The 21,428-nt window shown below is 70.5% G+C and carries 21 protein-coding genes and 1 pseudogene; 13 read left to right on the forward strand and 9 right to left on the reverse strand.

Features of this window, described 5'->3' with window-relative positions; translation table 11 throughout:
* Positions 1 to 330 precede the first annotated feature (330 nt).
* The 4 genes from efeO to ACWC09_RS42695 are packed head-to-tail and all read left to right on the forward strand — an operon-like array spanning position 331 to position 4,598.
* The gene (gene efeO / locus ACWC09_RS42680) at positions 331 to 1,470 is read left to right on the forward strand and encodes an iron uptake system protein EfeO (protein ID WP_450856483.1); all 1,140 of its coding nucleotides are present in this window, start codon (positions 331 to 333) and stop codon (positions 1,468 to 1,470) included.
* 13 nt (positions 1,471 to 1,483) lie between these two features.
* Positions 1,484 to 2,770, forward strand: coding sequence for an iron uptake transporter deferrochelatase/peroxidase subunit (efeB, locus tag ACWC09_RS42685; RefSeq protein ID WP_450856485.1), 1,287 nt, complete (start codon positions 1,484 to 1,486; stop codon positions 2,768 to 2,770).
* 3 nt (positions 2,771 to 2,773) lie between these two features.
* Complete coding sequence (gene efeU / locus ACWC09_RS42690; protein ID WP_450856487.1) at positions 2,774 to 3,646, forward strand: iron uptake transporter permease EfeU; 873 nt, start codon at positions 2,774 to 2,776, stop codon at positions 3,644 to 3,646.
* The gene (locus ACWC09_RS42695; protein ID WP_450856488.1) at positions 3,606 to 4,598 is read left to right on the forward strand and encodes a hypothetical protein; all 993 of its coding nucleotides are present in this window, start codon (positions 3,606 to 3,608) and stop codon (positions 4,596 to 4,598) included. Before efeU ends, ACWC09_RS42695 begins: the two co-directional genes overlap by 41 nt.
* Positions 4,599 to 4,613: 15 nt before the next feature.
* Here ACWC09_RS42695 and ACWC09_RS42700 read toward each other — a convergent pair whose 3' ends face one another.
* From ACWC09_RS42700 to ACWC09_RS42720, 5 genes are all read right to left on the reverse strand, one after another.
* Complete coding sequence (locus ACWC09_RS42700) at positions 4,614 to 5,348, reverse strand: bifunctional DNA primase/polymerase (protein ID WP_450856489.1); 735 nt, start codon at positions 5,346 to 5,348, stop codon at positions 4,614 to 4,616.
* Positions 5,349 to 5,452: 104 nt separating this feature from the next.
* Complete coding sequence (locus ACWC09_RS42705; protein ID WP_450856490.1) at positions 5,453 to 5,797, reverse strand: TetR-like C-terminal domain-containing protein; 345 nt, start codon at positions 5,795 to 5,797, stop codon at positions 5,453 to 5,455.
* A gap of 25 nt (positions 5,798 to 5,822) precedes the next feature.
* Positions 5,823 to 6,821 carry a small ribosomal subunit Rsm22 family protein gene (locus tag ACWC09_RS42710; protein ID WP_450856491.1) on the reverse strand — a complete coding sequence of 333 codons (999 nt, stop codon included), beginning with the start codon at positions 6,819 to 6,821 and terminating at the stop codon, positions 5,823 to 5,825.
* 97 nt (positions 6,822 to 6,918) lie between these two features.
* On the reverse strand, positions 6,919 to 8,118 hold the full coding sequence (locus ACWC09_RS42715; protein ID WP_450856492.1) for a serine hydrolase domain-containing protein: 1,200 nt from the start codon (positions 8,116 to 8,118) through the stop codon (positions 6,919 to 6,921).
* Positions 8,070 to 9,368: a multidrug effflux MFS transporter gene (locus ACWC09_RS42720; protein WP_450856494.1), complete on the reverse strand. Its 1,299-nt coding sequence runs from the start codon at positions 9,366 to 9,368 to the stop codon at positions 8,070 to 8,072. Before ACWC09_RS42720 ends, ACWC09_RS42715 begins: the two co-directional genes overlap by 49 nt.
* Before the next feature lie 92 nt (positions 9,369 to 9,460).
* Between ACWC09_RS42720 and ACWC09_RS42725 the strand changes: the two genes are divergently transcribed.
* A complete protein-coding gene (locus ACWC09_RS42725) occupies positions 9,461 to 10,492 on the forward strand; it encodes a Gfo/Idh/MocA family protein (protein ID WP_450856496.1) in 1,032 nt (343 codons plus the stop codon).
* Here the strand turns inward: ACWC09_RS42725 and ACWC09_RS42730 are convergent.
* Entirely contained in the window at positions 10,479 to 10,607 is a 129-nt protein-coding gene (locus tag ACWC09_RS42730; RefSeq protein ID WP_450856497.1) for a hypothetical protein, read from the reverse strand. The genes ACWC09_RS42725 and ACWC09_RS42730 overlap by 14 nt on opposite strands.
* Before the next feature lie 89 nt (positions 10,608 to 10,696).
* Between ACWC09_RS42730 and ACWC09_RS42735 the strand changes: the two genes are divergently transcribed.
* Positions 10,697 to 11,452 (forward strand): SDR family oxidoreductase, encoded by a 756-nt coding sequence (locus tag ACWC09_RS42735; RefSeq protein ID WP_450856498.1) that lies wholly within the window; start codon positions 10,697 to 10,699, stop codon positions 11,450 to 11,452.
* 217 nt (positions 11,453 to 11,669) lie between these two features.
* Here ACWC09_RS42735 and ACWC09_RS42740 read toward each other — a convergent pair whose 3' ends face one another.
* On the reverse strand, positions 11,670 to 12,809 hold the full coding sequence (locus ACWC09_RS42740; RefSeq protein ID WP_450856499.1) for a D-alanyl-D-alanine carboxypeptidase family protein: 1,140 nt from the start codon (positions 12,807 to 12,809) through the stop codon (positions 11,670 to 11,672).
* 200 nt (positions 12,810 to 13,009) lie between these two features.
* Here ACWC09_RS42740 and ACWC09_RS42745 point away from each other — a divergent pair, with 200 nt between their 5' ends.
* Both ACWC09_RS42745 and ACWC09_RS42750 read left to right on the forward strand, forming a co-directional pair.
* On the forward strand, positions 13,010 to 14,485 hold the full coding sequence (locus tag ACWC09_RS42745) for an ABC transporter permease (RefSeq protein WP_450856500.1): 1,476 nt from the start codon (positions 13,010 to 13,012) through the stop codon (positions 14,483 to 14,485).
* Between the two features lie 84 nt (positions 14,486 to 14,569).
* Positions 14,570 to 15,259 (forward strand): ABC transporter ATP-binding protein, encoded by a 690-nt coding sequence (locus tag ACWC09_RS42750; protein ID WP_450856502.1) that lies wholly within the window; start codon positions 14,570 to 14,572, stop codon positions 15,257 to 15,259.
* A gap of 24 nt (positions 15,260 to 15,283) precedes the next feature.
* On the opposite strand, the pseudogene ACWC09_RS42755 reads toward ACWC09_RS42750, so the two are convergent.
* Together ACWC09_RS42755 and ACWC09_RS42760 are read right to left on the reverse strand one after the other, a co-directional pair.
* Positions 15,284 to 16,302: pseudogene (locus tag ACWC09_RS42755) on the reverse strand (aldo/keto reductase).
* Between the two features lie 55 nt (positions 16,303 to 16,357).
* Complete coding sequence (locus ACWC09_RS42760) at positions 16,358 to 16,684, reverse strand: nuclear transport factor 2 family protein (RefSeq protein ID WP_450856504.1); 327 nt, start codon at positions 16,682 to 16,684, stop codon at positions 16,358 to 16,360.
* 133 nt (positions 16,685 to 16,817) lie between these two features.
* Here ACWC09_RS42760 and ACWC09_RS42765 point away from each other — a divergent pair, with 133 nt between their 5' ends.
* From ACWC09_RS42765 to ACWC09_RS42785, 5 genes are all read left to right on the forward strand, one after another.
* Positions 16,818 to 17,384, forward strand: a complete 567-nt coding sequence (locus ACWC09_RS42765; protein WP_450856506.1) for a DoxX family membrane protein — start codon at positions 16,818 to 16,820, stop codon at positions 17,382 to 17,384.
* 22 nt (positions 17,385 to 17,406) lie between these two features.
* Positions 17,407 to 17,763 carry a MazG-like family protein gene (locus tag ACWC09_RS42770; protein WP_450856507.1) on the forward strand — a complete coding sequence of 119 codons (357 nt, stop codon included), beginning with the start codon at positions 17,407 to 17,409 and terminating at the stop codon, positions 17,761 to 17,763.
* Between the two features lie 22 nt (positions 17,764 to 17,785).
* Positions 17,786 to 18,631: a PaaX family transcriptional regulator gene (locus ACWC09_RS42775; protein ID WP_450856508.1), complete on the forward strand. Its 846-nt coding sequence runs from the start codon at positions 17,786 to 17,788 to the stop codon at positions 18,629 to 18,631.
* 265 nt (positions 18,632 to 18,896) lie between these two features.
* Positions 18,897 to 20,501, forward strand: coding sequence for an MFS transporter (locus tag ACWC09_RS42780; RefSeq protein ID WP_450856510.1), 1,605 nt, complete (start codon positions 18,897 to 18,899; stop codon positions 20,499 to 20,501).
* Between the two features lie 187 nt (positions 20,502 to 20,688).
* Positions 20,689 to 21,390 (forward strand): DUF4232 domain-containing protein, encoded by a 702-nt coding sequence (locus tag ACWC09_RS42785; RefSeq protein ID WP_450856511.1) that lies wholly within the window; start codon positions 20,689 to 20,691, stop codon positions 21,388 to 21,390.
* Positions 21,391 to 21,428 lie beyond the last annotated feature (38 nt).

The raw sequence follows: 21,428 nt of genomic DNA on the forward strand, positions 1-21,428 counted from the left end.
GGGGGGTGTCCGTCCTCGGTCGGGCGGTGCTGTGTCTTTGGAGGGTGCGCGGTGATGGACGCCCGCCGCTGCGGGCGGACACCCCCCGCCCCGGCCCCTTCCCGCCGTACGCGGCTGCCTGCACGCCCTCAAGGGACCTTGAATCTTCCTTGACCATTCCTTGGGGTTCACTTTGAGTTGCCGTGATCAGTCCGTGCTCATACGGCGTCCATGAGAGCTGAATCACCGCATGGGCGGGTATCAGTCAGGCAAGCCTTAGATAAGTTAGGTGAGCCTCACCATGCCTACGTGAACCCGACACGCGATTTTTCGTCACCTCTTGGAGCCTGAATGCGAGCCGCCAGACTCTCCGTCCTCACCGCAGTCGCCACGGCCGCGGCCCTCACCGCCGTCACGGGGTGCACGGAGAAGAGCAAGGGCGACGGTGACGCCGCGATCAAGGTGACCGCCGCCGACTCCAAGTGCGACACCTCCACCAAGTCCGTGCCGGCCGGCCAAGTGACCCTGAACATCGAGAACAAGGGCTCCAAGGCGACCGAGATCGAGATCCTCTTCCCGGACGACCGGATCGTGTCGGAGAAGGAGAACATCGGGTCCGGGACCAAGTACACGCTGACCGCCGAGGTGAAGGCGGGGTCCTATGAGATCGCCTGCCGCCCCGGCATGAAGGGTCACGGCGTCCGCCAGAAGCTCACCGTCACCGGCTCCGGCGCCGTCGCCAAGCGCAACCCGCAGCTGGACAAGGCGGTCGCCGACTACCGCGAGTACGCGCAGGAGCAGGCCGACGCGACCATCCCGAAGGTCGAGGTCTTCGCCAAGGCCGTCAAGGCAGGTGACCTCAAGGCCGCCCAGGACGCCTTCGCCCCCTCCCGCGTCGGCTGGGAGCGCACCGAGCCGATCGCCGAGTCCTTCGGAGACATCGACCCGAAGACCGACACCCGCGCCGACGGCCTGGAGAAGGGCCAGAAGTGGACCGGCTGGCACCGGCTGGAGAAGGCGCTGTGGCAGGACAAGAAGATCGGCAATGAGGAGAAGACCCTCGCCGACCAGCTGGTCACCGATCTGAAGGACTGGCAGAAGCGGGTCGGCAAGGCCGAGATCACCCCGACCTCCATGGCCAACGGCGCCAAGGAGCTGCTCGACGAGGTCGCCACCGGCAAGGTCACCGGCGAGGAGGACCGCTACTCGCACACCGACCTCAGCGACTTCAAGGCCAACGTCGAGGGCGCACAGAAGGCGTACGCGCTGCTGAAGCCGGTGGCGAAGAAGAACGACTCGGCGCTCACCACCGAACTCGACAAGCAGTTCGCCGCGCTCGACGCACTGCTCGACAAGTACCGCACCACGAAGACCTCGGACGGCTTCGTCTCGTACGACACCGTCACCGAGACCCAGCGCAAGGAGCTCTCGGACGCCGTGAACGCGCTCGCCGAGCCGCTCTCCAAGCTCGCCGCCGCCGTCGTGAAGTAAGGGACGACTGACCATGACGGACACCCAGGAAGCATCCACCGCCGAGGCCGCCGACAAGGCCCCCTCCCGGCGCTCGCTGATCGGCTGGGGCGGCGCCGGGCTCGCGCTCGGTGCCGCCGCGGCCGGCGGCGCGGTCGCGATGACCCGCGTCGGCAACGACGTGGATCCGACCGCCGCCGAGACGGGCGCCGCGATCGCCTTCCACGGCGCCAACCAGGCCGGCATCGCCACGCCGGTGCAGGACAGGCTGCACTTCGCCGCGTTCGACCTGCAGACCGACGACCGCGCCGAGTTCGTGCAGATGCTGAAGGACTGGACGGCGGCCGCGCGCCGGATGACCGGCGGGAAGACGGTCGGGGAGGGTGCCTACGGGGGGCTGGCGGAGGCTCCGCCGGACGACACCGGTGAGGCGCTGGGGCTGAAGCCCTCACGGCTGACGCTCACCATCGGCTTCGGGCCGTCGCTGTTCGAGAAGTACGGCGAGAAGTTCGGGATCAAGGACCAGCGGCCGGACGCTCTCGTCGACCTCCCGCAGTTCGCCGGGGACGCCCTCGACAAGACCCGTACCGGCGGCGACCTGTGCATCCAGGCCTGCGCCGACGACCCGCAGGTCGCCGTGCACGCGATCCGCAACCTGGCCCGTATCGGCATGGGCAAGGTCAACATCCGCTGGTCGCAGCTCGGCTTCGGCAAGACCTCGTCCACCACCCCGGACGCACAGACCCCGCGCAACCTGATGGGCTTCAAGGACGGCACCCGCAACATCGCGGGCACGGAGACCGACCGGCTGAAGAAGTACGTGTGGGTCGACGGGAAGGACGGCAGCGACTGGATGACCGGTGGGTCGTATCTCGTCGCCCGCCGCATCCGGATGCACATCGAGACCTGGGACCGCACCTCTCTGCAGGAGCAGGAGGACGTCTTCGGGCGGGACAAGGGCGAGGGTGCCCCGGTCGGCAAGGCCAAGGAGCACGACAAGCCGTTCCTGAAGGCCATGAAGCCGGACGCGCACGTCCGGCTCGCGCACCCCGACTCCAACAACGGGATCACGATCCTGCGCCGGGGCTACTCCTTCACCGACGGCACCGACGGCCTCGGCCGCCTCGACGCGGGCCTGTTCTTCCTGGCCTACATGCGCGACGTGCGCAAGGGGTTCATCCCGCTGCAGCGCAAGCTGTCGGCGCAGGACGCGCTCAACGAGTACATCCAGCACGTGGGTTCGGCGGTCTTCGCCGTCCCGCCGGGCGTCCGCGACAAGGACGACTGGTGGGGCAGCACGCTGTTCTCCAAGGAGGCGTAGCCCGTGTTCTCCAACTATCTGATCGGTCTGCGCGAGGGCCTGGAAGCCAGCCTCGTCGTCTGCATCCTGATCGCCTATCTGGTCAAGACGGGCCGCAAGGACGCCATCCGGCCCATCTGGATCGGCATCTCCGTCGCCGTCCTGATCGCGATGGGCTTCGGCTGCGTCCTCGAATTCGGCTCCCAGGAGCTGACGTTCAAGGCCCAGGAGGGTCTCGGCGGCTCTCTGTCGATCGTCGCGGTCGGCCTGGTGACCTGGATGGTCTTCTGGATGCGGCGCACCGCCCGGCATCTGAAGGCGGAGCTGCACGGCAAGCTGGACGCCGCTCTGGCGATGGGCACGGGCGCGCTGGTCGCCACCGCGTTCCTCGCGGTGGGCCGGGAGGGCCTGGAGACCGCCCTGTTCGTGTGGGCGTCGGTCCACGCGGCCAGCGACGGCACCCCGCGCCCGCTGATCGGTGTGGCCCTGGGCCTCGCGACCGCGGTCTTCCTGGGCTGGCTGTTCTACCGCGGCGCCCTGAAGATCAACCTGGCCAAGTTCTTCACCTGGACCGGCGGCATGCTGGTCGTCGTGGCGGCGGGCGTGCTGGCGTACGGCTTCCACGACCTGCAGGAGGCGGACATCCTGCCCGGCCTCACGCACCTGGCCTTCGACATCAGCAACACGATCCCGCCGGACAGCTGGTACGGGACGCTGCTGAAGGGCGTGTTCAACTTCCAGCCCGACCCGACCGTCCTTCAGGTCACGGTGTGGCTGCTGTACTTGATCCCGACGCTCGCGCTGTTCTTCGCCCCGGTAGGGTTCGCCTCCGGGAAGGCGAAGGTGAAGGGACGCGATGAGCAGGGATCGCAGCCGTCCGAGGCGACGAAGGCTTGACCGTCGGGTACTGATAGCGGCCTCGGTGACCGCTTTGTCGTTGACGGCGAGCGGTTGCGTGGTGGTGCACGGGGAGCGCGAGGTGCTCCCCTCCTCCACCCGCGCCGAGGCCGCCAAGGCGCTGAAGGCGTTCACGACCGCGTACAACAAGGCGGACAAGGCGTACGACAGTTCACTGGACGCCGACCATGTCACGGGCGCCCTCGGTGACATCGACGCGGGCCGGCTGAAGGCCGGTCACAAGAACTACCCGAGCGGCAACCCGGGTTACTCGCCGCTGGAGTTCTCCGACGCGAAGTTCACGATCCCGAAGAAGGCGGGCTGGCCCCGCTGGTTCGTCGCCGAGGCGCAGGGCAACAAGGGCGGCAACGCGCACTGGCTGCTGGTGTTCACCCGCAACGACCTGGGCGACCCCTGGCAGGTGGCGTACCTCACCCTCATCACGCCCGGTTCGCTGCCGGAGCTGAAGAAGGACAAGGACGGCTGGGCGGAGGCCGTACCGGCGAACTCGACCGAACTGGCCATCGCTCCCCAGGACCTGAGCCGGAACTACGCGGCCTACCTCAGGAGCGGCGGCAAGACCTTCGCCGACGGTCCGCACACCAGCAAGTGGCGCGCACAGCGTGCGAAGGCCGCCAAGCAGCCCGGTCTCGCCACGCAGTTCATCGACGAGCCGCTGACGAGCGGCGACTACGCCCCGCTGGCGCTGCGCACCGCGGACGGCGGCGCGCTGGTGTTCTTCGCCCACCGCCGCTACCAGAAGCTGACGGCGGCCCTGAACGCCTCGATCCCCAAGCAGAACGCGGACGTGCTGGCCCTGGTGAGCGGTGAGATCAAGCAGTCGCTCACGATGGAGTTCATGTCGAACGAGGTGGCTCTGGACCCGAAGGGCAGCGGCCGGGTGTCGGTCCTGGCCCGCCTGGAGGGCATGACCTCGGGCACGGGAAGCTAGGGAGCCGAGACCCGCCTACCGGCGCAGGGGCCAGGCCGCGCTCACGTGGTCGGGCTCCTCGCCGGCGTAGCGGGCGCAGGCGTCGGTGAGGATCTCCAGCAGGCTCAGCGGGTCGGGCAGCGGGTGCTCCGGCCCGCGCACCCAGTGCACGCTCTGGTCACCGGGCAGTCGAGCGGGCGGCACAAGGACGTACGACCCCCGGCAGTGCCAGCGCAGGCCCGGGTGCTCGTCCGCGGTCTCGGGGTGGCAGTCCAGCTCGCAGGGCCACCACTCGTCCTCGTCCTCGGGGGTGCCCCGGGTGAGGGTGAAGAACATCAGCCGGCCGTCGTCGCTCTCGGCGACGGGGCCCACCTCGATCCCGGACGCGAGGAGCCGCTCGAGCGCCTCCCTTCCCGCCTCCAGCGGCAGGTCCAGCACGTCGTGCACCATGCCGGTCGCGGTGATGAAGTTGGCCTGCGGCTGATGCCGGGCCCAGCGCTCGATCTGCGCGCGGTCGGTGGTGGACTGCGTCTGCCAGGCGAACGACACCGGGTGCCGGGCCGGGGTGGGACAGCCCACGCGGTCGCAGGAGCAGCGGTAGCCGGGCGCGGGATGCGCGGCGGGCGCGAGCGGCAGACCCGCATCGGCGGCGGCCAGCAGCAGGGCTTCCCGACCGCCGTCGTCGGCGGCCTCCTTCGGGCGGCGGCCTCCGCGCAGCCACTGGGAGAGTTTGCCCTGCAGGCCGGTCCGGCCGCCTACGTCCGCGCTCATCTATCCCCTCGCCTCGCTGTCGTGCGGAACAGCATGCCCTATGGTCCCACCATTCCGTGCCCCGGGGGGCCAGAGCCGACATCCGGGGCAGGTGGTACAAGGCGTCAGCGGGGCGCGAGGCCGTGCGGGGCGTAGTCGACGACGAGGGTGTCGGTGTAGTCGTACGAGATCGGGCCCGTGTGCTGCAACCAGCGCTGGGCCAGCGGCGATACGAACGGTTCCAGGGCGATCCGCGGGTCCAGGTCCGGGCGCAGCTCCCCCGCGGCACCGGCAGCGCGGAGCCGGTCGACGTACAACTGGGAAGCGGGCCCGATGAGTTTCGCCACACATTCCCGCCCGAGCTGCTCGTTGACCACGCCCTCGGCGACGAGCGCGAGAGCGGCGTCGTGGATGGCCCGACGGGACTTCTCGCTGCGGCGGTTGGCGTCGGGGGCGGGCTTACTGACCATGGGGCGACCGTATCGTTCGGCGGTTCTACGACTCCGGTGTGTACGGCGGCCAGGGGTCGCCCCAGTCCGCGTCCCGGGCGGCCTTGTAGAGGTCGCCGTGACGCTTGGTGACCGTGGTGCGCCGCAGCTGCTCCTCTCTCTCGCAGAGGTCGAGGAGAACCTGGCCTTTGCGGATCTGCGGGCGCCGGACGACTCTGGAGGGGGCCGGAGTGACGGTCGTCAGTCGGGTGGCGGCGACATAGCTGAACTTCTCGTCCTCGTAGGCCAGGGAGCCGCCCTTGACCTGGCGGTGCAGCGAGGAGCGGCTGACCCGCGCCGAGAAGTGGCACCAGTCCTCGCCGGGGACGATCGGGCAGGCGGCGCTGTGCGGGCAGGGGGCGGCGACCCGGAACCCGGCGGCGATCAGCCGATCCCGGGCCTCGATGACGCGGGCGTAGCCGGCGGGGGTGCCGGCCTCGACGATGACGACGGCCTGGGCGGCGGAGGCGGCGCGGTCGACGAGGGCTGCGCGATCGGCTTCGGCCAGCTCGTTCAGCACGTACGACACGGTGACGAGATCGGTGCTCTCGATGCTGAGCGCTGATCCGATCCGAGAGCGCTGCCAACTGGCGTTGCGCAGGGCCGGGTTGGCGGCGGCGAGTTCCCTGCCGAGGGCGAGGGCGGGTTCGGCCCAGTCGAGCACGGTGACGCTGCGCTCGCCGGGCCAGGTGGAGGTGACGGCCCAGGTCGCGGCACCGGTGCCGCCACCGACGTCCACATGGCCGGCGGGGGCCCAGTCGGGGACGGTGTCGGCGAACTCCTCCAGAGCCGACCGGACCGCCTCGAAGGTCGCCGGCATCCGGTAGGCGGCGTACGCGGCGACGTCCGCCCGGTCCCGGAGGATCGGCGCGTCGGTGGGGGTGGCGCCCCGGTAGCTGGCGATCAGCCGCTCGACGGCCTGCGCGGCCTGCTTGGGCGGGAGGCCGTCGAGGAGGGTGGCGAGGCGGTGGCGCAGGGTCTCGGCCGGGGAAGTGGGGTCGTTCACCGGGCGATTCTAAGCGGGCCGCACCTTCCCGGCGCCGGTCGGCGTTTTCAGCCCGTCTGGGGGTACCCCCTCTGGGGGAGTTTGAGGACGAGGCCGTTCAGGCCGATCGGGGGTCTGGGGGCGGAGCCCCCAGCACGGCCCGCGCCACCCGCGTCGCCGCGGCCGCCCGAGGCCCGCTGTCCGCCCGCCGCCGCACCGGATGCACCGTGTTCGCGAGCAACACCAGGAACGTGTCCGTCCCCGGGTCCAGGACCATCGACGTCCCCGTGAAGCCCGTGTGCCCGGCCGCCCCGCGCCCCGCCAACTCCCCCATGAACCACGGCTGGTCGACGGCGAAGCCGAGCCCCGGTGGCGTCAGCAGCAGTTCCACGAAGTCCGGGCCGAGGATGCGGGCGGGGCCGTAGGAGCCCCCGGCCAGCAGGGTTCGGCAGAAGATCGCCAGGTCCCGGCCCGTCGAGAACAGGCCCGCGTGGCCGGCGACTCCGCCGAGCGCCCAGGCGTTCTCGTCGTGGACGACCCCCCGGAGCATCCCCCGGTTCACCTTCGCCCACGGCTTCCGCTGGTCCTCGGTCGCCGCCGCGCCCGGGGACGGCCCGAAGTCCGTGGACGTCATGCCCAGCGGGCGCGTGATGCCCTCGTGGATCAGGACGTCCAGCGTGCGGCCGGTGAGGCGTTCCAGGACGTACTGGAGGAGCAGCATGTTCAGGTCGGAGTAGGTGTAGGTGCCGGGCACACCGATCGGGGCCTCCGCGTGCAGCATCGCCATGCGCTCCGCGTCGTCGGCACAGTCGTAGAGCGGGAGTTCGGGCCGTAGACCCGAGGTGTGCGTCAGCAGCTCCCGTACCGTGATCCCGTGCCGCGCCGCCGCCCGGAACTCCGGCAGGTACGCGCCGATCCGCGCGTCGATGCCGAGCGTGCCGCGTTCGATCTGCTGTACGGCGGCGACCGACGTGAACAGCTTGGTGAGGGAGGCGATGTCGAAGGGGGTGCCGACGGTCATCGGGACGCGTGATCTCTTCGGCAGCTCGACACCCCGGTCCGTCTCCGGGTCGTACCGGGAGTAGCGGACCGCCCAGCCCGCCGCCTCCTCGACGGCGATCACGGGTCCGCGCCCGGCGACCACGACGGTGCCCGCGGCCCAGGGGCGCTCCCCGGTGGTGAGGTCGTGGACCTCCCGGACGAGATGACGGAGTTCCTCGGGGTCGAGTCCGGCCTTGTCCGGTGTGTCCCCGCGCAGTCTCGGCGCGCTCAGCTCCCTGCTCCCTCCACACCCGCACGTTTGTTCCAGGGACGGCACATTCCCATGAAACAGGCCAGCGCTACCAGTGCTGCCGCCAGTTGGACGACGGCCATCGGGATGGCGGTGTGCTCGCCGGCGATCCCGACCAGCGGGGAGGCGACGGCGCCGATGAGGAAGGAGGACGTGCCCAGCAGCGCGGACGCGGAGCCCGCGGCGTGCTGGGTGCGCATCAGGGCGAGGGCCTGGGCATTGGGGAGTGTGATGCCCATCGCCGACATGAGGACGAAGAGGGCGGTGGCCACGGGCGCGAGGCCGACCTCGCCGAACACCCCCGTCGACATCAGCAGCAGCGCGGTCGCGGCCGTGATCACGATCGCCAGCCCGACTCCCATCACCTTCTCCAGGCTCACCCTCCCCACCAGCACCTTCCCGTTGAGCTGGCCGACCGCCACCAGTCCGACGGAGTTGACGCCGAACAGCAGGCTGAACGTCTGCGGGGAGGCGCCGTAGATCTCCTGGATCACGAACGGCGAGGCCGAGATGTAGGCGAAGAGCGCGGCGAAGGCGAAGCCGCCCGCGAGCATAAAACCGGAGAAGGGCAGGTCGGCCAGGAGCCTCCGCATCGAGTGCAGGGCCTCGCCCACGCCACCGGAGTGCCGCTCAGCCGTCGGCAGCGTCTCGGGCAGCTGCGTCCACACCGCCCCGGCCAGCAGCAGCCCCACGACCGTCAGGACGGCGAACACGCCCCGCCAGTCCGTCACCCGCAGGATCTGCCCGCCGATCAGCGGCGCCACGATCGGGGCGACCCCTCCGACCAGCATCAGGGTGGAGAAGAAGCGGGCCATGGCCACACCGTCGTAGAGATCGCGTACGACGGCCCGCGCGATCACGATCCCGGCCGCGCCCGCCAGCCCCTGCGTCAGCCGGAAGGCGACCAGCAGTTCGACCGTCGGCGCGAAGGCGCACAGGGCGGTGGCGAGGACGTACACCGCGAGCCCGATCAGCAGCGGACGCCTGCGCCCCCACCGGTCGCTCATCGGACCGACCACCAGCTGTCCCAGCGCCATGCCGAGCAGACAGGCGGTGAGGGTGAGCTGGACGGTCGCGGCGGGGGCGTGCAGCGAGCGGGTGACCTCCGGGAGGGACGGGAGGTACATGTCCATCGCCAGCGGGGGCGTGGCGGTGAGCCCGCCGAGGATGAGGGTGATGAGAAGACCGGTGCGGCGCACGGCGGAACTGGCGGCCGGCTCCGTCTCCGGCCCGGCCGCCCGCCGTATGTGAGGTGTCGACGCCCCCTGCTCGGGCATGTGCCCCTCCCTTTCCGATGGATACGCGACCTATGCTCTCAGCTCGTACACAGTGCCGAGCATCACATGGGCGAGGGTGGGTGGGTTCCGGGATGGCTGCGGAGAGCGTGCGGTGGGGGATTCTCGCGACCGGGGGGATCGCCGCCGCGTTCACGACGGATCTCGTCGATCTGCCGGATGCGGAGGTCGTCGCCGTGGCCTCACGGACCGAGGCCTCCGCCAAGGCGTTCGCCGAGCGGTTCGGGATCGAGCGGGCGTACGGGGAGTGGGGTGCGCTCGCCGAGGACGCGGACATCGATGTCGTGTACGTCGCCACCCCGCACTCGGCGCATCGGGCGGCTGCCGGGCTCTGTCTGGAGGCCGGGCGGAACGTGCTGTGCGAGAAGGCGTTCACGCTGAACGCGCGCGAGGCCGAGGAGTTGGTCGCGCTGGCGCGGGGGCGGGGGAGCTTCCTGATGGAAGCCATGTGGATGTACTGCAACCCGCTGGTGCGACGGCTGAAGGAGCTGGTCGACGGCGGCGCGATCGGTGAAGTGCGCAGCGTGCAGGCCGACTTCGGGTTGGCCGGCCCCTTCCCGCCCGCTCACCGGCTGCGTGATCCGGCGCAGGGCGGGGGCGCGCTGCTCGACCTGGGCGTCTACCCGGTCTCCTTCGCCCACCTCCTCCTCGGCGAGCCCTCCGACATCACCGCGAGAGCAGTGCTCTCAAACGAGGGCGTCGATCTCCAGACGGGAGCACTGCTCTCCTGGGAGAGCGGTGCTCTCGCTTCGGTGCACTGCTCCATCATCGGCGGTACGGCCACTTCCGCCTCCATCACGGGCTCACAGGGGCGGATCGACATCCCGTACGGCTTCTTCTTCCCGGACCGCTTTGTGCTGCACCGGGACGGCCGCGACCCCGAGGAGTTCACCGCCGACCCGGCCGACGGGGCCCGCAACAGCCTCAGGCACGAGGCCCGCGAGGTCATGCGCGCCCTGCGGGCCGGCGAGACCGAGTCCCCCCTCGTCCCGCTCGACGGCACCCTCTCCGTGATGCGCACGCTGGACGCGATCCGGGAGCAGATCGGCGTCCGCTATCCCGAAGAGGCCATCGAACCGGTGAAGCAGCAGGTCACGCCGGCTTGAGGCCCTGCGCGCCCAGCTCCGCCACGAAGGGCGCGGCCGTGCCCTGTGCCATCTTCCCGTCGACGTCCCCCGGTTGGGCGGGCAGCCCGCCGTCGGGTGCGAACGGGGCGGGCAAGGCGGGGCCACACGGGTTTACCGGCGGGTGGCACCCGTATGGCGGACGTCGTATCCCGTATGCCGGAAGCTCGCCTACGCTGCGGGGCCATGAAGACGAACTCGAAGGTCGCCGTCGTGACCGGCGCCGGGTCCGGGATCGGGCGGGCCGTCGCCGTGGAGTTGCTGGGTGCCGGGTGGTCGGTGGCGTTGGCGGGGCGGCGGCCCGAGACGCTGGAGGAGACGGCGGGACTGGTGGCCGAGGGCGCCTCCGTCGCCGTACGCACGGACGTCTCGCAGCCGACGGACGTCGCCGCGCTGTTCGCCGCGACCGTGGAGCGGTTCGGACGCGTCGACCTGCTGTTCAACAACGCGGGGACGTTCGGTCCCGGCGGGGTGCCGGTGGAGGAGCTGCCGTACGACGCGTGGCGGCATGTGGTGGACACCAACCTCAACGGGGCGTTCCTGTGCGCGCAGGCGGCCTTCCGGCAGATGAAGGAGCAGGACCCGCGGGGCGGACGGATCATCAACAACGGGTCGATCTCCGCGCACACACCCCGGCCGCTCTCCGTCGCCTACACCGCGACCAAGCACGCGCTGACCGGCCTCACCAAGTCGCTCTCCCTGGACGGGCGTCCGTACGACATCGCCGTCGGGCAGATCGACATCGGCAACGCGGCCACCGACATGACCGCGCGGATGCAGACGGGAGCGTTGCAGGCCAACGGCGAGATCGCGCCGGAACCGGTGATGGACGTCGCCGATGTGGCGCGCACGGTACGGCACATGGCGGAGCTGCCGCTGGCGGCGAACGTGCAGTTCGCGACGGTGCTGGCCACCGCGATGCCGTACGTGGGACGCGGCTGACTCGATTTGCACAAGCGGAATTTGAGCATCCGGACCATTGCGGCCGGTCGTGGGCCTATGCTCAAATCTCCTCCACAAGAGCTTCACACTTGGAGCTGTGGAGTTCCGCAGGCCAAACCGAGGGGGGAGGCGGCAGCCGTTCCCCGCATCGGGTGGGGGTGGATCTCGCGTGGGACCGCGAGGTACGCACCGGTGCGTGGAACGGCTGCCGCGAGCGTCAATCCGTCTGCCGGGTCTCGCTCTTGCGCCGCCTGCGCAGCGCCCACCCCCCTGCCGCCAGCAGCGCGACCGTGCCGCCCGCGCCCTCCAACAGCCGCCAGGGCGAGGGGTCGCCGGAGGCCGCCGAACCCGGCGGGCCGGCCGCCGCCGTCGTCGCCTTCCCGGACGGCGTCGCCTTCTTCCCGCCCTCGCTGAGCGGCTCGACCAGCGCACCGACCGCCCCCGCCGAACTCCCCTTCTTGAAGCCCCAGTCGAGCAGCGCGGCCGTCTCCTCGTAGACGGCGTTGTAGCCGCTCTTGGGGTGCATGACCGTCACCAGAAGGGTGCGGCCGTCGCGGGTCGCCGCACCGGTGAAGGTGTTGCCGGCGTTGCTGGTGTAGCCGTTCTTGACGCCGATGAGGCCGTCGTACGTCTTCACCCCCCACGCGCCCGTGAGCAGCCGGTCGGTGTTCTGGATCTGGAAGGTCTTCTTGCCGCCCGCCGGGAAGTTCGCGGTCCTCGTGTGGCAGTACCCGCGGAAGTCGGCGTTCTTCAGGCCGTGCCGGGCGAAGAGGGTGAGGTCGTAGGCGGAGGAGAGCTGGCCCTTGTGGTCGAAGCCGTCGGGGCTGACGACATGGGTGTCCAGGGCCTGCAGATCCTCGGCCTTGGCCTGCATCTCGGCGATGGTCTTCGCCATCCCGCCGTTCATGTGGGAGAGGACATGCACGGCGTCGTTGCCGGAGCGAAGGAAGACGCCCTGCCACAACTGCTCGACGGTGTACGTGATCCCGGGCTTTATGCCGACCAGGCTGGAGCCGGACGGGATGTCGGCCAGGTCGGCGTCGGTCACCTTGTACCGCCGGCTCCGGTCGAACTTGTCCAGCACCGTGTCGGCGAACAGCATCTTCAGCGTGGACGCGGGCGCCAGACGCTTGTGCGCGTTGTAGGAGGCGAGGACCTCTCCACTGTCGCAGTCGGCCACGAGCCAGGCGGCGGCGGTGAGTTTCCTGGGCAGACTCGTGCCCTGAATTCCGGCGCGGGCGAGGCGCGCCCCGCCGACGACCGTCGAGGCGTGTGCGGGGGTCGCCGCGGCAAGCGGAAGCGCGGCGGCGGTCAGGCCGAGAGCGGCACGCCGGGAGAGTGGAGGGGAACCGTGCATCCCGGGACCGTAACACCCACCCAACAGGGGTTTCCTGGCAGTAGCCCCTCTACAGCTTAGGAATTGCCTGTCTTACGAAAATTTGAAGTCATACCCCGCTTTCTCAGCTCTGACACATCCTTTACTCAGTGCGACTCAAAGGTTTCTCCATAGTTTGTGGCCGCGCCCACAGCGGGCGCCAAGAACCTTCGAGGAACGGGATGTTTGGCATCTATCTCAAGCGCGAACTGGGCCGCAGAAAGAAAGCGGCTCTGGTCATCGCACTGGGTCTGGCGCTCGGAATCGCCCTGGTCATCACCGTCAACTCGGTGTCGGCCGGTATGACACAGGCGCAGGACAAGGTCCTCAAGTCGCTCTACGGCCTCGGCACCGACATGACGGTGACCAAGGCGCAGTCGGCGCCCAAGGCCGGCAGCTCGCAGGGCCCGAACTTCAAGTTCGACGCCAAGTCGAGCAAGAAGACCACGCAGAGCTCGGACCGGGTCATGACGCAGGGTGGTCAGGCTCTGTCGTCCTCGCTGGTCACCAAGGTCGCGAAGCAGAACGGCGTCGAGAGCGCGGTCGGCGCGATCACACTGAACGTGACCAAGGTCGACGGCTCCTTCACCCAGGGCAAGGCGAAGTCGTCCACCTCCACCTCCAGTTCCGGCTCCCAGCAGCAGGGCGGCCCCGGCGGCGGCACCGGCAACAGCAGCAGTGGCGGTCAGCCGCAGGTGCAAGGCGGCGGCGCCTCCTTCAACGTCAACTCCTACTCGGTGGCCGGCATCGACGTCGGCAACCAGGAGCTCGGCCCGCTGGCCACCTCGAAGATCACCTCGGGCAAGACCTTCACCTCCTCGCAGACCAGCGCGAAGGTCGCCGTGATCAGCAAGTCGTACGCCAAGTCCAAGAAGTACAAGGTCGGTTCGACCTTCAAGATCTCCGGCACCAAGTTCACGGTCATCGGCATCGCGACGCCCGACAGCAGCGAGTCCACCACGGACGTGTTCGTGCCGCTGAAGCCGGCGCAGACGCTGGGCGACTCGAAGAACAAGGTCACCACGATCTACGTCAAGGCGACCGACTCCCAGCAGATCGCGACCGTCAAGAAGACGATCCAGAAGAACATCTCCGGTACCACGGTCACCACCTCCGCCGACCTGGCCTCCACCGTCTCCGGCTCCCTCTCCACCGCCTCCAACCTGGCGACCAGCGTCGGCAAGTGGCTGTCCATCGCGGTGCTGGCCGCGGCCTTCCTGGTGGCGGCCCTGCTGACCTCCTCGGCGGTGTCCCGCCGGGTGCGTGAGTTCGGCACGCTGAAGGCGCTGGGCTGGCCGAGCCGCAAGGTGACCCGGCAGGTCGTCGGCGAGTCCATGGTCAACGGTCTGCTCGGCGGTGCCCTCGGCATCGGACTGGGCCTCGCGGCGGCCTACGCGGTCACCGCGATCAGCCCGAAGCTCACCGCGCAGCTCGGCTCCTCCGGTGGCGGTGGCGGCATGGGCGGCCCCGGTGGTGGCGGCCCCGGCCAGCAGTCGACCTCCAACACCATGGAGATCGCCCTGTCCGCCCCGGTCTCCCTGACCACCATCGCGCTCGCGGTGGGCCTGGCGGTCACCGGCGGTCTGATCGCCGGCGCGATGGGCGGCTGGCGCGCCTCGCGGATGCGCCCGGCGGACGCCCTGCGCAGCGTCTCGTAACACCCGCCCCCTTGTACTGGGGCGCCGCCTCCGATTCCCCCCGGGACGCGGCGCCCCACCCCATACCTTTTCGTGGAGAACCCCATGTACAGACTCACCGGCGTCACCAAGCGCTACTCGCGGGGCAAGGAGACGGTGGAGGCGCTGCGCGGCGTCGACCTCACGATCGAGGACGGCGACCAGCTCGTCATCCAGGGCCCCACCGGAGGCGGCAAGTCCACCCTGCTGCAGATGATCGGCGGCCTGGACCGGCCGACCGAGGGCAGCGTCGAGCTGGACGGCGTCGACCTCGCCCGGATCAGCGAGGCCAAGCTGACCCGGGTGCGCGCCGAGCAGATCGGCATCATCTTCCAGTCGTTCAACCTCATCCCGACCCTGACCGCGCAGGAGAACGTCGAGACGGCCCTGGTGCCGCTCGGGGTGAAGCCCGCCGAGCGCCGGGAGCGGGCGGCGGAGGCGCTGAGCTCGGTCGGTCTCGGCGAGCGGCTCAGTCACGCGCCGTCCGAGCTCTCCGGCGGCCAGCAGCAGCGCGTCGCGATCGCCCGCGCGCTGGTGAAGAAGCCGAAGGTGCTGCTGGCCGACGAACCCACCGGCAACCTCGACGAGGGCACCCGCGACGACATCATGGGCCTGCTGGAGGGGCTGTGGCGCGAGTACGGGCTGACCTTCATCATGGTCACCCACGACTCGTCGATCGCTCGGCAGGCGCCACGGCTGGCGACGATCAAGGCGGGGCAGATCACGTTGACCGAGCAGTCGTTCGTGCAGAACTAGCCGTTCGTCCGCGGGTGGGGCCGCTTACCGTTGGAAGATGCGGTTGATCTCGGTCAACTGGTCGGCGGTGAGCGGCCCTTTCTGTAGGGCGCCGGCGTTCTGCTCCGCCTGGGCCACCGAGCGGAAGCCGGGGATCGGGATCGTGCGGGGGCTGCGGGCCCACAGCCAGGCCAGGGCGCCCTGGGCGAGGGTGCGGCCGTTGCTGGTGAGGATCTCGGTCACGGCGTCGATCCTGGCCAACCACTCGGGGTCGGCGTCGGAGCCGTCACCGAAGCCCTGGAGCCAGGCGGGCGGCTTGCTGCGGATGTCCCCGGTGTCCCGCGGCCCTTGACGCCTACCCGCGAGCAACCCCATCGCCAACGGGCTCCGGTTGATGCTGGCGAGCCCCAACTCCTCGACCAGCGCGAACATTTCGGGCGCGTCCTGCAGCACGTTCGCCGCGTGCTGGACGGCCGCGCAGTGCTCCCCCTCCGCGAACACGGCGGCGCGGGCGGGATCGTCGGTGCTCCAGGCATAGGCGCGGATCAGCCCCTCCTCGACCAACTCCTCGCAGACGTCCCGGAGTTGGGCGGCCCACTCCGGGTCGGCGTCGGAGAGGTGCAGCTGGTAGAGGTCGACATGGTCGGTGCCGAGGCGGGCGAGTGACGCGGTGAGGGCGGGGCGGACGTGCTCCGGGGAGTCGTCGCGGCCGGTGAGGGTGCGGGTCTCCTCGTCGAAGACGTTGCCCCACTTGGTGGCGATCACCACCTCGTCGCGCCGCGTGCCGAGCGCACGGCCGAGGACGCGCTCACTGTGCCCCGCGCCGTAGGTGTCGGCGGTGTCGAAGAAGGTCACGCCGAGGTCGAGGGCGCGGTGGATCGCCCGTAGGGACTCGTCGTCATCGACCCTGCCCCAGCCGAGGGGCTGCCCTTCGGCGTTCCGCCTCCCCCACTCTCGGCTTCGCTCGAGCGGGGGGACCCCCATCCACCGATCGCCCAGCAGCCGAAGCCGAGAGCGCTTACTCCGATGCCGCTGCGACCGAGGGTCCTGCTAGTCGTCTCCATGTCCACAGACGCTAGAGGTTGGAGCGCACATCAAGACAAGCCCCCTGGAAGGGCTTTACGCCTGCCCGGTCTCGAAGCGGGCGATCCTGCCGTCCTCGGTGACGTCGAAGCTCCACCGTGTGCGCATCTCGCCCCAGGTGTCGTTGCGGTAGTGGGCGAGGAGGGCACGGCCGCCCTGGGATTCGTTGTCGACGTCGAGGTGGCCGTTGGAGGAGAAGATCTCCCGGTCGATCCATTCGGCGAGGTCGCGGTCGGAGCCGTCGTCCGCCATGGTCGCGTCGTCCGTGAGCACGGCCATGAACGCGTCGCGGTCGTGGGCGTTGACGGCGGTGACGAAGGCGCGCACGGCCGGGTCGCTGAGTTTGGCTGGCTGAATCGTCATGCCAGTCAGACTCACACCGCTCCCCCGCCTCCGCCACCCGAACGGCTGCGCGAGAAGACCGGCGGGGTGTGCGGAGTGGGACGGTGGAAACACGGCGGGGGAACTGTTTCTGCTGTCTGTTCCGGGAGTCATCGTGAGTGCATATGACCGACGTGATCTGGGCCTGCTGCTGCTCCGGTTGGGGACCGGGGGTGTGCTGGCGGCGCACGGCGCACAGAAGCTGCTCGGCTGGTTCGGCGGCCATGGGATCGAGGGGACCGGCCAGTTCATGGAGTCCGTGGGGTACGCGCCGGGCAAGGCGAGTGCGACAGCGGCGGGCCTTGCGGAGGCGGGCGGCGGGACGCTGCTGGGGCTGGGGCTGGCCACCCCGGCGGCGGGTGCCGCGGCGGCCGGTGCGATGACGGGCGCGGCCGCGGTGCACGCCCCCAACGGCTTCTTCAACCAGGAGGGCGGCTACGAGTACGCGGCCACCCTGGGCCTGGCCGCCGCCGGCCTCGCGGTCACCGGCCCCGGCCGTCTCTCCCTCGACCACGCCCTCGGCCATGTCCTCGACCGCGGCTGGATGGTGCCGGCCGCACTCGGGGCGACGGGTCTGGTGACGGCGCTGGTGGTCGGGGCACGGAACCGGCGGCTGCGGAAGCCGGAGCAGGGCGAGGCGGCGGACCGGTTCGACGCACAGGAGGCGTTGTTCGGGGAGTGACCTCCATGGGCAGGCTGCGCCCATGACTGATCAGCCCACCCGTCCCGGGAACGCCCCCTCCCCCGATGTCTGGTCCTCCATCGACGCCCTGTGGAACTGGCTCGACGCCAACCGTCCGCACGGCGGCCGCGAGGGCCTCCTGCTGCGCATGCTCAAGCTGTCCGAGGAGGTCGGCGAGGTCGCCGAGGCGGTGATCGGGGCGACCGGGCAGAACCCCCGCAAGGGCGTGACCCACACCTGGGACGACGTCCAGGGCGAGCTGTGCGATGTCGTGATCACGGCTCTGGTCGCCCTGCGCACGCTCACCCCGGACACCCGCGAGGTGTTCACCCGGCATCTGGCGGGGGTCACCGCCCGCTCCCTCGGCCCGACCCGCTGACGCGCCGCTCTACCCTTGCCCCGTGACCAGCCCCGACCCCCTCGACCAGACTCCCGGCACTCCCCGCCCGCAGTCGTTGATGCTGAGCTTCTTCGGTATCCATGCGCTCGGGCGGGACATCGCCGTGTCGGCGAGCAGCCTCATTGATGTGTTCGGGCAGGCCGGGATCACCGAGGACGCGGTGCGGTCCACGCTGACGCGGATGGTCAAGCGTGGGCTGTTGGAGCGGCACCGGAGGGGACGCAAGACGTACTTCGGGCCGACCGCGCGGGCGGCCCGGGTGCTGCGGGACGGTCATGACCGGGTCTGGCAGACGGGCGCCGTGAACCGGGACTGGGACGGCACCTGGACGCTGGTCGGTTTCTCGCTGCCGGAGGCGTGGCGCAGTGAGCGGCACGATCTGCGGTCCCGGCTGGTGTGGAGCGGTTTCGGGCCGCTGCAGAGCGGCCTGTGGGTGGCGCCCGGCGCGGTGGACGTGGCCGGCGTGGTGGTGGGGCTCGGCCTCGACTCGTGTCTCAGGGTGTTCCAGGGCGCGACCGTCGTCGCCCCGACCGAGGCCCGTACGGTCCTGCACTCCGCGTTCGACGTCGACTCCATCGGCAAGGGGTACGAGGCGTTCCTGGCCCAATGGAGCGTGGGCGCCGGCGAGGCGGACGAGGCGGGGGCGCTCGTACGGCAGCTGCTGCTGCACACCGACTGGCTGGACCAGATCCGCCAGGACCCGCATCTGCCGGCCGAGCACCTGCCCGAGGACTGGCCTGCCGCCCGCGCGGAGGCACTCTTCCGTGAACTTGCCCTCCACTACGCGAAGTTGGCCGAGCAGGAGGCGGCGAGCGCGCTGGACGTGATCTCGGTGACGGCCGTCTAGGACACGTCGAGCACCACCCGCTGCGGAGAGGTCCGGGAAGAGGAGCGGGGCGAGGTCCTGGAAGAGGACCGGGGAGAGGTCCTGGAAGAGGACCGGGGAGAGGTCCCGGGAGAGGTCCTGGAAGAGGACCGGGGAGAGGTCCCGGGAGAGCTCCACCCCTCAATATTGGGCAACCCATTGACCGCCGTCGAAAAACTGCCCTACATTCGCAGCGTTTCTCGGCGCCGCCTATCCCCCGACAAACCCGCTCAAAGGGGAGCCCCTCGTGTCCACCGAAACGCATACCGAACCCGATTCCACCACCGCCCGACCGGCGTCCGGCGGCCTCCCCGTCGGCACGCTGATCGCCGGCTGCTTCGCGGTCTGCCTGGCCCAGATCGCCCTCGCCATGCCGGCCACCCTCAACGGCCTCTTCCAGGAGGACCTGCACCCCGTCGGCTCACAGCTGACCTGGATCTCGGACGCGTTCCTGCTCCCGGTCTCGGTGCTGGAGCTGACCTTCGGCGTCCTGGGCGACCTCTTCGGCCGCAAGCGGCTGCTGGTCGGCGGCGGCGGACTGCTGGTGGTCGGCGAGGCGCTGGCCGCCGCCAGCACCGGCATCCACATGCTCTGGCTGGGCCAGGCCATCGCCGGCCTCGGTGCCGCGGCGCTGTTCCCGACCTCGCTCGCGATGATCGCCGCCGGCACCCACTCGGCCCGCGACCGCGCCCGCACCATCACCATCTGGGCCGCCGCCCTGTCCAGCGGCGGTTTCGTCGCCCCGGTCCTGGGCGGTATCACCGGCAACTACGGCTCCTGGCGCTGGGCGTTCATCGTCGTCACGGGGCTCGCTGTGGTCAGTACCGTGCTCAGCCAGTTCCTCGCCCAGAACTCCAGTGCGCCGGAGGGCCGTTCACTCGACCTCGCCGGTCAGATCACCATCGGCATCGGCATGTTCGCCCTGCTGTACGCGGTGATCCAGGGCCCGGCCGACGGCTGGACCGCGACGCCGGTGGTGATCGCGTACGTCGTCGCGGTGGTCTTCGTGGGTCTGTTCATCGTGGCCGAACTCCGCGCCGATTCCCCTCTGTTGAGGCTGGACCTGTTCAAGAACCGGGCGTTCGCGGTGGCTTCGTTCGTCGCGGTGGTCGGTATGTTCAGCTACCTCGGCACGGCGTACGCGACCAGCATCCGGCTGGGCCCGATCCAGCACCAGAGCCCGCTGCGCGGCTCGTTCGCCTTCATCCTGCTCAACTCCTGGACACTGCTGCTGATGCCGCTGATCTCCCGGCTGCTGGAGAAGGTCAGCCCGCGCTGGGTGCTCGGCGCCGGTCTGGCCCTGATGACGACGGGCGACTTCATCGCCGCCACCCTCTCCGTCCACGACCGCGCGCTGACCTCGCTCATCCTCCCCATCAGCCTGGTCGGCATCGGCTTCGCGCTGACGGTCTCCTCGATCACGGCGACCGCCGTCAACACGGTCGAGACCCACTACGCCGGTATGGCCAGCGCCTCCACCAGCCTGCTGCGCGACTTCGGCTTCACGCTCGGCCCGGCGGTGATCGGCGCGATCGCGCTGAGCCGGGCCGCCGACGAGTTCACCCAGAAGCTCACCTCCTCCGGCCTCTCCGCCCAGGCCAAGGCGGCGGCGGCACAGGTCGCGGCCGAGGGCGGCCCGCTCGCCTCCAACTCGGTCCCGCCGCAGTCCCCGCCGGGCGGCGCCGTCCCCATCGCCCTGGAGGCCCTCGGCAACGGTTACGCCATCGGCTACGTCGTCTGCGGCATCGCCGCCCTGGCCTGCTGCCTGCTCAGCGTGGTCGCGCTGCGCGGCAAGGGCGACCAGGAGGCGACGGTGGGCATCGCGAAGGAGGAGGCGGCGGCGGTCGCCTGACCGGCGATCTTGCCGCGCGAGACGGTGCCGACTCCCCCGGTCGGCACCGTCTCGTCACCATGCCGTCACGGATGATCCGCATCTGTCACAGCCGACGCACAGCGGAAACCCCCGGCCCGGCAGCCCTGTCTAGATCGACGGGCGCAGGCGAGGACCGACGCCCGGACGAACGACATCGGGGGATCCCATGCAGTACGTGAACATGAACCGCATCCGCAAGGCCGCGCCGGCGATGGCCGCACTCTCGGCCGCGCTGCTGGTGACGGCATGCCAGGCAGGCGGTTCCTCGTCCGGCAGCGCCTCGCCCTCGAAGGCGCCGAGCAGCGCGGCCCCCTCCGCGGCGGCCTCCTCCCCCACCACGCCCGCGAGCTCGGTCCCGCCGGTGACCGCGTCCCCCGCCTCCGACTCCCACACCACGGGCTCGACGGGCTCCACGGGTACGACGGCCAAGACCTGCGCCGCGGCCGCCCTGACCGTCACCGCGCACCAGGCCGCCAACCGCCCCGACGGCACCGGCACCGGCGCGGCGATCGTCGAGTTCACCAACACCTCCAAGCAGGCGTGCACCCTGCAGGGCCACCCCACGGTCGCCGGTGCCGCCAACGGCTCCCCGGACCACAACGCCCCGCTGAAGGTGACGCCCACCGGCACCGCCACCCCGGTCAAGCTGGCTCCCGGCGGCAAGGCCTGGGTCAAGCTGACCTTCGTACAGGTGCAGGGCGAGGGCGACGGCTACTGCAAGTCCGGTGCGGACCCGGTGTCGTACCCGACGATGGTGATCGGTCTGCCGGGCGCGGGTGCCCATCAGGTCGCCCTGGACGACGGGGTGTTCGCCGAGTGCGACAACACGGTGACGGTCACGGCGGTGTCGGCGGCTGCGCTGTCCTGACCCGCGCGCTCAGCCGCGCTCCGGGGCCGGCCGCGACC

The organism is Streptomyces sp. NPDC001617, from assembly GCF_053596855.1.